At 69.6% G+C, this 12,537-nt stretch carries 19 protein-coding genes and 1 pseudogene; 8 read left to right on the top strand and 12 right to left on the bottom strand.

All coding sequences use genetic code 11. From position 1 onward, the window contains the following. Positions 1 to 15: 15 nt before the first annotated feature. The 3 genes from ACZ6TD_RS09675 to ACZ6TD_RS09665 form a co-directional block, all read right to left on the bottom strand. Positions 16 to 627: a hypothetical protein gene (locus tag ACZ6TD_RS09675; RefSeq protein WP_471352582.1), complete on the bottom strand. Its 612-nt coding sequence runs from the start codon at positions 625 to 627 to the stop codon at positions 16 to 18. Between the two features lie 124 nt (positions 628 to 751). Beyond that, on the bottom strand, positions 752 to 1,378 hold the full coding sequence (locus tag ACZ6TD_RS09670) for a hypothetical protein (RefSeq protein WP_471352580.1): 627 nt from the start codon (positions 1,376 to 1,378) through the stop codon (positions 752 to 754). Positions 1,379 to 1,527: 149 nt separating this feature from the next. Then, positions 1,528 to 1,758, bottom strand: coding sequence for a hypothetical protein (locus ACZ6TD_RS09665; RefSeq protein WP_471352578.1), 231 nt, complete (start codon positions 1,756 to 1,758; stop codon positions 1,528 to 1,530). Between the two features lie 120 nt (positions 1,759 to 1,878). On the opposite strand from ACZ6TD_RS09665, the gene ACZ6TD_RS09660 reads away from it, so the two are divergent. The 5 genes from ACZ6TD_RS09660 (at position 1,879) to ACZ6TD_RS09640 (ending at position 4,660) form a co-directional block, all read left to right on the top strand. Beyond that, complete coding sequence (locus ACZ6TD_RS09660; protein WP_471352576.1) at positions 1,879 to 2,358, top strand: hypothetical protein; 480 nt, start codon at positions 1,879 to 1,881, stop codon at positions 2,356 to 2,358. After that, complete coding sequence (locus ACZ6TD_RS09655; protein ID WP_471352574.1) at positions 2,355 to 2,567, top strand: hypothetical protein; 213 nt, start codon at positions 2,355 to 2,357, stop codon at positions 2,565 to 2,567. The genes ACZ6TD_RS09660 and ACZ6TD_RS09655 overlap by 4 nt, the downstream gene beginning before the upstream one ends. A gap of 76 nt (positions 2,568 to 2,643) precedes the next feature. Further along, complete coding sequence (locus ACZ6TD_RS09650; RefSeq protein WP_471352572.1) at positions 2,644 to 3,114, top strand: hypothetical protein; 471 nt, start codon at positions 2,644 to 2,646, stop codon at positions 3,112 to 3,114. Next, complete coding sequence (locus tag ACZ6TD_RS09645) at positions 3,111 to 4,130, top strand: tyrosine-type recombinase/integrase (RefSeq protein WP_471352570.1); 1,020 nt, start codon at positions 3,111 to 3,113, stop codon at positions 4,128 to 4,130. Before ACZ6TD_RS09650 ends, ACZ6TD_RS09645 begins: the two co-directional genes overlap by 4 nt. Then, a complete protein-coding gene (locus ACZ6TD_RS09640) occupies positions 4,127 to 4,660 on the top strand; it encodes an ImmA/IrrE family metallo-endopeptidase (protein WP_471352568.1) in 534 nt (177 codons plus the stop codon). Before ACZ6TD_RS09645 ends, ACZ6TD_RS09640 begins: the two co-directional genes overlap by 4 nt. Positions 4,661 to 5,113: 453 nt before the next feature. Here ACZ6TD_RS09640 and ACZ6TD_RS09635 read toward each other — a convergent pair whose 3' ends face one another. The 4 genes from ACZ6TD_RS09635 to ACZ6TD_RS09620 form a co-directional block, all read right to left on the bottom strand. Further along, positions 5,114 to 5,320: a hypothetical protein gene (locus ACZ6TD_RS09635; protein ID WP_471352566.1), complete on the bottom strand. Its 207-nt coding sequence runs from the start codon at positions 5,318 to 5,320 to the stop codon at positions 5,114 to 5,116. 60 nt (positions 5,321 to 5,380) lie between these two features. Further along, entirely contained in the window at positions 5,381 to 5,590 is a 210-nt protein-coding gene (locus tag ACZ6TD_RS09630) for a hypothetical protein (RefSeq protein ID WP_471352564.1), read from the bottom strand. Between the two features lie 223 nt (positions 5,591 to 5,813). After that, positions 5,814 to 6,038: a hypothetical protein gene (locus ACZ6TD_RS09625; protein ID WP_471352562.1), complete on the bottom strand. Its 225-nt coding sequence runs from the start codon at positions 6,036 to 6,038 to the stop codon at positions 5,814 to 5,816. A 231-nt stretch (positions 6,039 to 6,269) separates the two neighbouring features. Further along, positions 6,270 to 6,524, bottom strand: coding sequence for a GntR family transcriptional regulator (locus ACZ6TD_RS09620; RefSeq protein WP_445520397.1), 255 nt, complete (start codon positions 6,522 to 6,524; stop codon positions 6,270 to 6,272). 139 nt (positions 6,525 to 6,663) lie between these two features. Here ACZ6TD_RS09620 and ACZ6TD_RS09615 point away from each other — a divergent pair, with 139 nt between their 5' ends. After that, positions 6,664 to 7,071, top strand: coding sequence for a hypothetical protein (locus ACZ6TD_RS09615; RefSeq protein ID WP_471352560.1), 408 nt, complete (start codon positions 6,664 to 6,666; stop codon positions 7,069 to 7,071). 105 nt (positions 7,072 to 7,176) lie between these two features. Here the strand turns inward: ACZ6TD_RS09615 and ACZ6TD_RS09610 are convergent, their stop codons facing one another. Next, on the bottom strand, positions 7,177 to 7,818 hold the full coding sequence (locus tag ACZ6TD_RS09610; protein ID WP_471352558.1) for a GntR family transcriptional regulator: 642 nt from the start codon (positions 7,816 to 7,818) through the stop codon (positions 7,177 to 7,179). Positions 7,819 to 8,072: 254 nt separating this feature from the next. Here ACZ6TD_RS09610 and ACZ6TD_RS09605 point away from each other — a divergent pair, with 254 nt between their 5' ends. Together ACZ6TD_RS09605 and ACZ6TD_RS09600 are read left to right on the top strand one after the other, a co-directional pair. Further along, positions 8,073 to 8,309: a hypothetical protein gene (locus ACZ6TD_RS09605; RefSeq protein ID WP_471352556.1), complete on the top strand. Its 237-nt coding sequence runs from the start codon at positions 8,073 to 8,075 to the stop codon at positions 8,307 to 8,309. 232 nt (positions 8,310 to 8,541) lie between these two features. After that, positions 8,542 to 8,700, top strand: a pseudogene (locus ACZ6TD_RS09600) (peptidase C39 family protein); the annotation flags it as partial. Positions 8,701 to 8,706: 6 nt separating this feature from the next. Here ACZ6TD_RS09600 and ACZ6TD_RS09595 read toward each other — a convergent pair. The 4 genes from ACZ6TD_RS09595 to ACZ6TD_RS09580 are packed head-to-tail and all read right to left on the bottom strand — an operon-like array spanning position 8,707 to position 12,462. Beyond that, positions 8,707 to 9,936 carry an ABC transporter permease gene (locus ACZ6TD_RS09595; protein ID WP_471352555.1) on the bottom strand — a complete coding sequence of 410 codons (1,230 nt, stop codon included), beginning with the start codon at positions 9,934 to 9,936 and terminating at the stop codon, positions 8,707 to 8,709. After that, positions 9,933 to 10,721, bottom strand: coding sequence for an ABC transporter ATP-binding protein (locus ACZ6TD_RS09590; protein WP_471357598.1), 789 nt, complete (start codon positions 10,719 to 10,721; stop codon positions 9,933 to 9,935). The genes ACZ6TD_RS09595 and ACZ6TD_RS09590 overlap by 4 nt, the downstream gene beginning before the upstream one ends. Further along, positions 10,721 to 11,803, bottom strand: coding sequence for an efflux RND transporter periplasmic adaptor subunit (locus ACZ6TD_RS09585; protein ID WP_471352553.1), 1,083 nt, complete (start codon positions 11,801 to 11,803; stop codon positions 10,721 to 10,723). Before ACZ6TD_RS09585 ends, ACZ6TD_RS09590 begins: the two co-directional genes overlap by 1 nt. Next, on the bottom strand, positions 11,800 to 12,462 hold the full coding sequence (locus ACZ6TD_RS09580; RefSeq protein ID WP_471352551.1) for a hypothetical protein: 663 nt from the start codon (positions 12,460 to 12,462) through the stop codon (positions 11,800 to 11,802). The genes ACZ6TD_RS09585 and ACZ6TD_RS09580 overlap by 4 nt, the downstream gene beginning before the upstream one ends. Positions 12,463 to 12,537: the final 75 nt, after the last annotated feature.

Here is a 12,537-nt window from a genome sequence, read left to right as displayed (position 1 = left end):
CTGCGTCGTCTGCTGCTACTGGATGGTCCCGGTGAACTCAGGAAACTCGAGATCGAAGCTTTCGCTGGCCCGCTGCACAGTGACTACGATCTTGCGGCCGTACTTGGTGCCGAGCACCTCGTCGTCGTTCTTCGTGACCGTCAGCCCCGGTGCGAGACGCCCCTCCAACGGCTCCGAGCCCACGTCGTAGGTGGTGGAGGCTGCCTCGCCGCCGTTGGTGGCGCCCTCGGTGATGAGGGACAGGCCGTCCAGTTTCACCGCGGTCTTGCCCTTGTTGGTGAGCTTGAGGGTGACCCGGAACCCGGTCTCGCCCGGGTCCGGCTTGGAGTCGTACTCCCCGAACTCGGTGACGGTCTTGGCGGAGGTGACGGACACCTCGAGCCCGTCGGGCCAGCGGTAGGACTTCCCGAAGGCGAGACCGGTGCTGGGCTGCTCGGCCGGCGCGGTGGCCTTGTCGGCGCAGTGCTTCATCCATTCGGCCTGGGTCGTGTCCTGGCTGGTGCAGTCGAAGCTGCTCCCTGCGGCTTTCGGCTTCTCGTCTTTGCTGCTGTCGCCGTCGTTTCCGCTGCATGCGGTGAGCGGCAGTGTGGCGGCCAGGACGACGGCCGCAATGTGGTGTGTGCGCATGATGCCCCCCTTGCGTGGTGCGTGAGGGATGACCGTAGCCGTACCAGGCTCCGGGTGAAGGGGGCGTGCACATTTGGTGGCCGACTTGTGATGAGATGCGTGGTGTCGGGAGAGGGTTCGGCGGTCAGTTCGTCAGCCACCGCATTCGGGGAGACTCGGGTACCTCGACGTCGCAGGGCACGACCCACGGCTCGAAACCTTCCTGCGTACACGCGATCACTAGACGAAGCGGCTTCCCAAGCCACCGATCTCGCCACCGCGCGTTCACGTCCTCGCCCTCCTGCCAGTGCGGCGGGCGGGTCCGCTCGATACTGAACGATCGACCGCGGCCGACCTGTAGGCGGACCGGGCGGACGGTGTGGCCGTTGACGTCTGCGCCGTCCGCCCCATGGGTGAACCGGTACGGCCCCCACACCTGCGCGTCGATCTCTTCCTGTGTCCGCGACCCCGCAAGCCGGGGGGTGCGGTCAGCGTCGTCACTGCTGACGATCGCGATGCTGACGCGGTCGAGGTGGTGGAGGGGGAGTGGGCCAACCAGCTGAACGTCGAGCGTGGCCCGGTCACCCTCAGCCCGCTCAATGGTGATGCTGAACTGTGGTGTGAGGTCGGCATGCCACCGGTCCCGCTCGATGCGGGCGACGGCCTCGGCGGTGGTGTTGGAGCGCCGAGCCGCCATCCAGGCGCCTACCGCAGCAATGGCACTTAGGGCAGCGGCGGAGAGACTGGCTATCTCGGACCACGGAATCTTCATGCGGCGGAACGATAGCGACGAGCGGGCCCCGGCGAGCTCCGGCTACCCATCCAGCCGTGGATGAGTAGGCGCCGGCGAGGCATGGTTGCCCCCCCAGAGCAGCCGCCGTTGGCGTCATGCGCTCTCGATAACATGCCATATCGCGGGCATCATTTGGGGTGATTGTCCGACTCTCGCGGGGTGGTTGGACTGCCCGTCGACACCCCTTCGGCGGCCCCTCGTTCGCGGCGCCGCCGGGTCACGTAGCGGTGCAGCTCCCCGAGGATGACGTCGGTGAGGCTGCGGCCTTCCAAACGCGCCTCTTCCTTGGCTGCCGCCCATAGGTCTTCAGGGACGCGGATGCCCCGGATGGGCGTCTGGCCGGTTGCGGGCCGGGCCACGGCCTCACCTCCTTGGTGTTCATACAGAAACTAGCATCCATCTGCCCGTCTGGGTTGACAAGGGGGAGCGGTGGGCGCATTCTGTTAATACAGAAACTCGGTCGCAACAGGGAGTATCCGATGGACAAAGCATCGCTCGTCACCAACGTGAAGCCGCTGACTCCCGCGATGCGCAAGGCCCTGGCCGATGCTGCCGCCCGGTGGGACCGATCCCTGATGGACGTGGACGGGCGGACTCTGCGAGGTCTCATGCAGCGCGGTCTGGTCGACGTCGCGATCGGCACGGAGTCCTACCACCGGGGTAACGGCCACTGGGTGACGAAGCAGGTCATCACCGACGCGAAAATCAACGACGCCGGGCGGGCCGCCCTTGCCGCCAAGGAGCCCAAGCCGCGCACTCTGCGCCGGGACAACCTCGGATACGGCTACGTCACCAGCGACGGCCGCTACGAGATCACGCCCGCATACTCGCCCACCCACCTCGGCGGCAGCGCCTCCCGCCCCTCGTACTGGATCCTCAAGGACCGTCAGGGCCAGTTCGAGGCGCGGACCGAGCTCACTCTCTCCCGCATCCGTGACACCCTCAAGGAGCGCCCGTGACCAGCAAGCGCCGCTACTACGTCGACTTCGACCACGGCTCCGTACCACTGATCCTGCCCGTCGAACCCGGCGACGACGACTACGAGTACGCCGAGCACACCCTGTCGGCCGCGAAGAAGCGAGCCATCAACGGCATGCAGGACAAGATCCGCAGCCTGCGCGAGGCCATCAAGGACGTGCGTCAGTCCCGCGCCGCAGACTTCAACTGATGGCCCTCGAAGTGGCGATGCCCCGCCTGAGGAAAGCAGGCGGGGCATCGCCCGTACCGTACCCGATTGGAGACCCGTGACCGACCTCGTCCGTGCGACCTGCCCCGGCTGCGGCCAGCCTCGGCAGGTCACCATCGCTGGCGTATTTCGCCGCCACCGCCGGGGCCAGATCACCTGCCCCGGCGCAGGGTGCCGACCGTCCGGCAACGGCACGCCACCCGTATCCAGCCGCAGGCCGTTCGGGCTCACCGGAACACCCCCGCCCGACGAACCGGCCGCTGGCCGCTCCTGCGACGCCGGACACTGCGACCGGCCGTCCATCGGCTGGCGCCTGTTCCGAGGCCAACGCGAATGGCTGCCCGTCTGCGGCATCTGCATGGACGGCCCAGCCGGACGAACACGTGTCTATGACCCCGAGAACGAGGAACGCATGATCGACAACGAACCGGAGTGCTGCGCGTACTTCAACCAGGAGACAACAGACGACGGGGATGTGATCTATCCCGACCTCTGTCACTGCATTTGCCACACGAGGGACGACGCGTGACCGCCCTCATCCCGCGCCATTCGGACGCCACCCCCGCCGCCTACGACGCTGCGACGCTCGCCGTCCTGGCAGCCATGGAGAAGGCAGCCGAGAAGCACCTCGACGCCATCCGCCCCCACAACACGAAGCGCAGCTACGCCAACGACTGGGCACTCTGGGAAGAGTTCCACCGCTGGCTGGGGGAGCGGACCGGCAAGCGGCTGCCGTCCACCGCAGTCACCAAGGGCACGCTCGTCGGATTCGTCGTCTGGCTCGACACCATCAAGCTCGCCGCCCCCAACTCGATCGACCGACGGATCACCGGAGTTACCGTCACCGCCCGCAACGAACACGGCGTCGAGGTGCCGAAGGCCGCCACCGTCGCCGCGCGGCAGGCCCTCAAGCCGCTGAAGAACGACCCCGAACGGCAGGCGCGCGGGCGGGGTAAGGCCGCCGCCGTCACCCCCGAGCAGCTCCGACAGATGAACGCCGCCGTCGCCGACGGACTCACCGGACTCCGCGACCGCGCCCTCTGGCTCATGGCCTTCGCCATCGCCGGTCGCTCCGCCGAAGTCGCCGCCCTCCGCGCAGACAGCATCACCCACGTCAGCCAAGGACTCGAAGTCCACGTCCCAGCAGTGAAGGGACGGCCGCCCCGGGACGTCGTCGTCGGCTACGGCCGCAACCCCGACACCTGCCCCGTCCGCGCCTGGCTCACCTGGCGCGCCGCCGCAGGCATCACATCCGGCCCCGCCTTCCTGCCCATCACCGTCCACGGCCGCCTCGGCGACCGCGCCCTCTCCCCAGAAGCCGTCCGCGAGGTCATCGCCCGCAACGCCGAACGCGCTGGCCTCTCCGTCCGGTTGACCGGCCACTCGATGCGGGCCGGGTTCATCACCACCAGCCGGCGGGCAGGGAAGCGCGAAGAGAAGATCCGCGCCCAGTCCGGGCACGCCGAAAACAGCCCCGCCTTCTGGGGATACATCCGCGAGGCTGACAAATGGACCGATGCCGCCTCGGAGGACATCGGGCTGTGAGTCGCGCCGAGGTCGCTGCCATCAAGCTGCTTGACGAGATGGGCGACGGTTCCGCCCCCGTCGATCTCACCGCGCTGGCCGCCAAGCTGGGGGTGCTGATCGTGCCGCATGAGGGGCCGGAGGGCCTGTCCGGAATGTTGCTGCGCCAGGACGGCCGGCTGGTGATCGGCGTGAATGGCGCTCATCCGCAAGAGCGGCAGCGGTTCACGGTGGCACACGAGCTAGGGCACTTGCAGGTGCACCGTGGCCGCCCGCTGATTCTGTGCACGGACGAGCGGGTCACGATGAAGGACGCTCCGAGCCTGGCCACGGATCGGGAGGAGGCGGAGGCCAACCGCTTCGCTGCCGAGCTGCTCATCCCGGAGACTACGGTCCGCCGGATGGTGAAGCAGGGCGGGCTCGCCACGGCGGGCGACATGGCCAGTCGTGTTGCAGCGGAGTTCAAGGTCGGCGTGACCGTGGCCGTGTTCCGGCTGATGTTCCTCGGGCTGATCGTGGACATCTCGGGCAGCCATCTGGTCAGCGCATAAGGGAACGTTATGCGCTACCTCCTGCCGGAGGGCTGGCGTCCGACGCTTGCCCGTCGCCCCACCCCGGGCGCACACTGACCGCGGTCCTCCCCGCCACTGCCCCGCCCCGTCCTGAGCTGCGGACAGGACGGGGCGCTCTGCTGCCCGCCCGTCGGCCCCTCGTGCGACACTGGTTGTGCGGGCTGAACCGGGCCCCTTGCCCGGTGTAGGTCTGCGATCAACCCGCCCGTCTGTCACGGGAAACCGTGTCACCCGGCTCTCTCCGTCAGGGACGGATGCACACCGGCTCAAGCCGGGCGGGCCTTCATCTGTCGGACAAGGCCGGTCCTGCTGCCAGGACCTCCCGGAAGGTGCAGCCCCAATCAGGGTGGCTGCGCTCACCGACCGGGCAGCGGCCCCGGAGATGCTCGCCTTCGCCCCCTGCTCCGGCAGGGGGCGTCGTGCTGTCGGCGCCTACTCGTTCTCGATCCAGAAGTAGCCGGGTCCCGAGCAACGGATGTTGTTGCAGTCCCAGCCAACAGGGATCTCCGGGTTGAACTCGTCATCGAGTCCTGTCGGCTTCTCGTACCTGATCTGGCCGAGCTGCCCGCAGTGGGGGCAGGGGCGGTTGCCGAGGCGACGCGCTTGAGAGAGGTGGTATCGCTTCTTCGGTCTGTTCATGAGGCCAGGAGAGCACGGATTCGTGCGGGCATTGCCCCGGGTCCCTTGGGCCCTCCGCTGTCACCACACGTTGGGCCCGCCGCCGCGCCACTCGATCAGCGGCGACGCTTCGAGGTCCATGTCGTCGACGTCTTCCAGGCCGGCGCGCCGGAGGAACTCGCGGAGGTCGGTCTCGCCGTAGGCCACTCCGAGGATGACCCCGTCGACTCGTACTCGCCGGCCGCCGGTGGGGGAGGGCGGCTGGACGACGACGCGCGGCACCCCGGCCATGCGTCCAGGGTGCGACCATCCGGGACATACCGCACCCTGTGGTCGCCGGTCCGTGCCACACTGGTTCTGGCCCCCGCCGCATCCCCCGTCGGCGGGGGCCACTTCGCGTCCCGAGCGTTGTCGGCGCCCCCACGTACCCTGGAAGCATCTATCCGATCTACTGCGTGGGCTGCGCGGCTACTCGGATGCGACCGCCCCGTCGAACCGGCGGGGCGGAGGCATGTCAGCCCTCAAGCTCCGAATGTCGGGCGAGGCGCTTCACCTTCGACTCCAGCTCGTACCGGTTCTGTCCCTCGGCCGCGTCGGTGATCGCCGCCTGAACCGTCTCGGCCGCCGCCCGCCACCGCTCCCACTGCTCGCGATGCTCCTCACCGTCCAGGCCCTGGAGCTTCGCGTGCTCGGCGTCGGAGGCCCGCTGCAACTCGATCAATCTGTCGATATCACTCACGGCCGGATCTTAAGCCGCCGCAGTGACATCCCGGCGCTGAGCCGCAGCCCACGCCACCACCAGCCGTGCGTACTCCGCCCGTTCGGCCTCGAACAGTGGCCGCCCTGCCCGCTCCGCCATGAACGCCCGGATCGCCTCATTCGCCGCAGCAGCAGGTGCGGGAGGCAGGGGAGCAGGGGTCTCGGGCATGCGAACAAGACTACGGGCCGCCTGTGACAACGGACCCCGTATTCAGGCGTCCGGCTCGGGCTCCGCGATGAAGGTGCCCTTCGCGGGCAGCGTCAGCACCAGCCCTCGCTCCCGCAGCTCCTGCACCGCGCGTCGCACCGTGCCGACCGCCACCCCATACTCCTCGGCCAGATCCCGCTCACCAGCCAGCCGCGCACCCGGCCGCAGCCGACCAGACTCGATCTGCGCCGCGATGCGATCAGCCACCTGCACATACACATACACAGGCGCCGTGGGGTCGATAGGCGACTCGTCCATGCCAGCAACGTAGAACGCCCCTGAGCTGCACAGACGTATGGAGAGCGGCCTACTGCACCATACTGCTCCGGTAGTTATGGACCCCCGCGACCGTGCGACCGGCCCGGGGGCATGGCCCACCTGGAGAGAGCAGGCAGACATGACGGAGCCTACGACCGGACCACGCCACAACAGCAGCCCCAAGGCTGAATCCCTCGCCGCCCGACTGGCCGCACTCACCGGGGCTACGCCGCGAGTCAGCGTCGACGGCTGCCGCACCCGCGTCGAGGTCGACCTGCCAGCTCAGCTCACCAACGCCGAATGCCGCATGCTGTACCACGCCCTCGCCGACACCGACCACTGCGGCATCGACCCAGACGGTTACGCATGGGCCGAATACACCACCCTCCCCGACGTCGCCCGGCTCAGCCCTGAACAGCGGACCGGCGACAACTGTGCCCTGTGCGGCGCCAGGCTCTACACGTGCCGCTACCTCGGCACGGTCGGCGGCCACCAGTTGTACGCCTGCAGCCCCCTCTGTCCGACCGCACCTCTGGCCAGGGGTTAAACAACCCGTGACGGGTTCGTGGGGGATGCATTTATCTGTGCGCGAGACCTTCCGTGGACGCGCCGCGCGGGGTTGACTGGCCGCCACACGCAGGGGCGAAACAGGTCAACACTCCTGTCGCTCAGTCCTGCGCCCACCACACCCCAGCCGCCACCGATCCGCAGGAAGGACCAGGTCGCATGCCTCCACGGGGCGGCCATCCGCCGCATACCGCACCCGCTGAAGCGAAAACGCCGCAGCGCCAGCGGCCAGCCCGGTCAACTCGGCCTCTGCGGCGGTGATCTGATGCGGCACGATCTCGCACCGATACGAGGCGTGCTCTCTGCGCCGGCCGCGCCGCCACGTCGTACACAGGCCCACGGTGACGCCGCTGCTGTCGACCATCTCGACCGACAGGCGCGACAGGCGGGTTCCTGGTGGAACGCCGAGACGGACGGCCAGGTCGACGTCCGCCAGCGGCCGGCTCTCGGCCCGCTTCGCGTCCCGGTGCACCGGCCAGTCGACGTCCGCAGAGACGAGGGTGCGCACAGCCGGAGGGTAGGCCACGGTGGGTCGCGCTCGCCGGACCCCTTCGAGGAGTCCTTCGCGGCGGAGCTGGGCGATGGCGTGCTCAACGACTCCGCGGCCGACGTCATGCTGCTGCTGGAGCTGGGCGTGCGAGGGGATGCGGTAGCCGGGCGGCCAGTCGCCGTTCTGGATGAGGATCCGGAGGTGGGCGGCGAGCCGCTGATACGGCGCACCAGCCATTTAGCAGGCCCCCAACAGCGGACGATCTTGAAGACGTCACGCTAGAGAGGGGTCGAAAATCTTCCGGCCGGAAGATAGCGTCGAGTGATCGACGACTGAAACCCTGCGTCACCTCCGGCGGCGTCGCCGCAGGGAAGGGTTCTGCACCCTTAAAATCACACACACGTTCACACGGTCGAGTGAAAAGCCGGGTGGCGACAGCACTGCCGGGCAGGGGGAAAACCGTTATGCAGCTACGCCTCCAGGAGACAACCATGGACAGGGGAGAGATCCTCGGTCACTACGCATGGGCCACCGCAAACTGCTTCCGGTGCGCCAAGATCGACACCCCCACCACCCTGCTCGCCGAGATCACCCCACCCGCCGGCGACCGCTACGAAGTCCGCGTCTGCGAGCGGTGCGTCCTCGAACTCGAGGACGAGAGACGCCGCTACGCCGAACGGACCGGGCGCGAATACAAGCCCGGTCGGCTGGGGCGTCGCGATCCGTAGACGCCTGGACGTGCCTGCCCGTCAACAGCCCTAGGGCGCCGGATTGGGCGGTAGACGCTCCGGCGGGGGCTCGAATTCTGGGGAGCCTGTGGGGAGAATCATGGCGCAGGGGAGCCCTGGGGGAGGCAAATGCGTCGCCACTCATCTCTAACTGTCTCCACTCATCTCAAGACGTCTCAGCAGGTAGTGCCCGCGTAGGCCGCCCCGAGACGACAAAGGAACTGGCGAGCGCTACAAGCGGCGGCAGTGGGAGAACATCTGGCTGCGGACGAAGCGGTACAACGCCGACGGCAAGGTGGTCTCGGGCACCGGCGGCGTCTGCTACCTCTACTTCCCGGCCGAGCCCACCGCCGCCCAGCGGCGGGTGCTGAAAGCACTGGGCATCCGCTGACGGGGTTCAGGTGGCGCCCAGCGCCACGGTGGGATGGAGGCGAGAGGCGCGGATGGCCGGGTAGAGCCCCGCGAGCATGCCGATCCCCAGCGTGGCGCCGAAGCCGCCGGCCAGTGCCCAGGGCGGGATGACCGTCGTCCAGCCCTGGGCCAGGGCGAACGCCCAGGTGGCCACCGAGCCCAGCGCCACCCCGGCCAGCCCGCCGAGGGCGGACAACAGCAGGGATTCGGTGAGGAACTGCAGCCGGATGGCGTTGCGGGTGGCGCCGATCGCCCGTCGCAGACCGATCTCCTGGCGGCGCTCGAGCACCGAGATCACCATGGTGTTGGCCACGCCGACCCCGCCCACCAGGAGCGCCACGGCCCCGAGCCCGAGCATCAGCGCCGTCAGCCCCTCGTCGGTGGTCGCCTTCGCCGCCAAGGCGTCCGACGGCCGTGAGATCTTGACGGTGCCCTCCTGGCCGGGGTTGACGCTGCGGGCCAGCACCGCCGCCACGTCCTCCACCGACGCGTCCGTGGAGCGCTCGAAGATCGTGGTCGGGTGGCCGTTGAAGCCGAAGTACCGCTCGGCGGCCGGGAATCCGACCATCGCCACCCGGTCCAGGGTGGGCACCAGCTCGACCGGCCGGAGAATGCCCACGACCACCACATAGCGGTCATTGACCATGATCTTCTCACCGGGCTCGGTGACCCCCAGCCGCTTCGCGGCGATCGACCCCAGCACGGTCACCGGCAGCCGCTCATTGGCGGGGTTGAGCCAGACGCCCCGGTCCACCTCGGCGCCGAGCGTCTCCAGCAGATCGGGCCGGGCGGCCTGGGTGGTGACCCCGGCCGTCCGCTCCTCCGGCACCACATCGCTGCGCCGGATCCGGGTGTCCACCTCGCCGGTGGCCGTTGCGTGCCGCACCGGGCCGATGCGTTCGACCATCGCGACGGCCTTCTTGGGCAGGACGATGTCCTTACCCGTCGCGTCCTCCCCGGCCTCGGCGGTGAGCAGATTGGTGCCCAGCCGATCCAGCCGGGCCATCAGATCGGCCCGGCTGGAGGTGGAGAGCCCCACCACCGCCACCATCGTGGCGATGCCGATCGCGATACCGAGGGCGGACAGCACCACCCGGGTCCGGCGCGCCCGCAGCCCGACGGCGCCCACGCGGAGGATGTCACCGGCGGCCGGCCTGGAGGGCTTCAGGCCACGGCCGCCCCGGGACGTCCCCGCCGCGGTCTTCCGGCCGGTCATGACCTCACCTCGTTCGAGTCGGCGTCGGGCGTGGCGGAGCCGTTCATCAGGGAGCCGTTCGTACGGGAGCCGTCCGTACGGGAGCCGTCCGTACGGGAGTCGGCGACGACCTCGCCGTCGCGGAAGCGGACCCGCCGTGGCAGCGCGTCCGCGATCTCGTGGTCATGGGTGATGACACAGACCGTGGTGCCCGCCGCGTTCAGCTCCCGCAGCAGCTCCATCACCACCTCGCCCGACGCCGAGTCCAGCGCGCCGGTCGGCTCGTCCGCGAGCAGCAGTTCGGGCTCGCCGACCAGCGCCCGCGCGATGGCCACGCGCTGCTTCTCCCCGCCGGACAGCTCATGCGGCCGGTGGTCCAGCCGGTGGCCGAGGCGCACCCGCTCCAGCGCCGTACGGGCCCGCGCCCTGCGCTCGCGCGCGCCCACCCCCGCGTACAGCAGCCCGTCCGCCACGTTCTCCACCGCGTCCCGGCCGGGGGAGAGGTGGAAGTGCTGGAAGACGAAGCCGATGTGGCGGGCGCGGAGGGCGGACAGCTGGGCGTCGGAGAGCGTGTTCACATCGTGGCCGGCCACCCGGACCGTGCCCGTGGTGGGGCGGTCCAGGGTGCCGATGATGTTCAGCATGGTCGACTTCCCGGAGCCGGACGGGCCGACGATCGCCAGGAGTTCACCGGAGACCACGGTCAGATCCACTCCGCGCAGGGCATGGACCTCACCCGGATAGGTCTTGGTGGCCCCCACCAGCTCGATCACGGCCGCCGGGCGGGGCGGTGGTGCGGTGGCGATCACTGCTCGGCCACTCCCACCGTCATGCCCTCGCGCAGCCCGGCCCCGCTGACCTCGATTCGCCCGTCGGTCGTCATCCCGGTCTCCACCCGCACCATCCGGGTGGTGTCGCCCCGCACCAGCTCCAGGCCGTAGCCGCCGTGCTCACCGCGCAGCGCCACCACCGCCTCGACCGGGACGGCCAGCACGTTCCGGCGGCTCTCGCTGACGAACGACACGTTCACCGTCGCCTTGGCGTCCTCGCCGGATGCGGCGGAACGGCCGCCGTCCAGGGTCACCTCCACGGTGATGCCGTCCCGCGCCGCGGCCGACGGGTCGTCATCGGAGGATTCGGGGCGGACGGTGCCCGACACCTCGCCCCGTACAGTCCGGCCGCTGGGCAGCGTCACTTTCACCGTGGTGCCCTTGGCGGTGAGCGACACGTCCTGCTGATCGAGCCGGGCCCGGACCACCGGCTGGGTGGAGGCGACGGTGAGCACCGTGGTGTCCGGGCCCACCTGGTCCGCGGCCGCGGCGTCCGCCGAGACGACCTTCACCCGGTCGGGCTGGAAGACCACGTCCCCCTTGCCCACCGTGCCGGTGGGGGTGCGGTTGAGCGACTTCTGCCAGCTCTTGACCGCCGCCTTGGTGGCCGCGTCGTAGCGCGGATCGATGTACAGCCCGGCCCCGAACCCCAAGTCGCGCAGATTCCGCTCCAGTTGGAGGACATCGGAGCCGCGGTCCCCGGGCTTCATGGCGCGGAACATCGGGATCTGCCCGTACAGCAGGGTGACGGGCTTGTCGTTCAGTTCGTACAGCGCCTGCCCCTGGGTGACCGTGCGGCCCGCGTCGGCCGCCACGGTCACGGTGCCGTCGACGGCGGAGGCCACCGTGCGCCGCTGGGCGTAGTCGAGCTGTCCGTCGACGGTCTTGCTCTGGACCAGATCGGTGCGGACGACCTTGGCCGTGGCGGGCGGCCGGTCACCGTCCCGGGACGAGGCGTCCGCCCCGTCCCCGCCGCCCAGGACCAGGGTCGCCGCCCCGGCCCCGGTCGCGGCGGCGGCCAGCGCGCCACCCGCGATCCACGCGGTACCGCGCCTCACTGCATACCGTCCAGACCGTCGAGCAGCTTGCCCTCGCACGCCTTGCGGGCCTGCTTGTACACCGAGGAGTCGGGGTCGATCCGGGGGTTCGTCGGGTCCGGCTCACCGCCGGGCACCGCGTTGCCCGCGGACATGGTGGGGTTCTGGAATTCCGAGACGCCGTGGTCCCGCATGCACGTGGCGTGCGCGAGCATCGACTCGTAGTCCTTCTGGGCGTCCCGCTCGGGCTCGAGCGTCATCGCCTTCCGCAGCTCATCGGCGCAGGCTCCGTCCTTGCCGCCCTTCGTCACCTCGCCCGTGCCGCTGGGGTCGTCCAACTCGTTGATCTTGTCCCAGTCGAGATAGCCGCTGAGCTTGGGGTCGGGGAAGTCCTTGGCCCCGCCCTTGGTGCGCATACAGCGCACATAGTCGAGCTGCGCGTCGTAGAAGGCGCTCTTGCCCTTGCCGGAACCGCCGCCGGTGTCCTTCGAGGAGCCGCCGCCCGAGCCCCCGGAGCCCCCGGAGCCCCCGGTGTTCTCGCCCGGGGCGGAGGCAACCCCCTCCACCCGGGTCGAGGAGTCGTCACCGCCGCAGCCCACCGCGAGGGCCAGGACGGGCAGTGCGGCGAGGGCGGCCAGCGTGCGCCGGACGGCGGCGCGGGAAGTGGTGTGCCGTGTCATGGCGACCACTTTTCGGCGATCACATGATGGTCCGTCCATGACCACATGATGGATGTGTAACAAAGCCCGTCTGCC

This window comes from Streptomyces yongxingensis (assembly GCF_055597465.1).
This window is presented reverse-complemented; position numbering and strand designations above follow the sequence as displayed.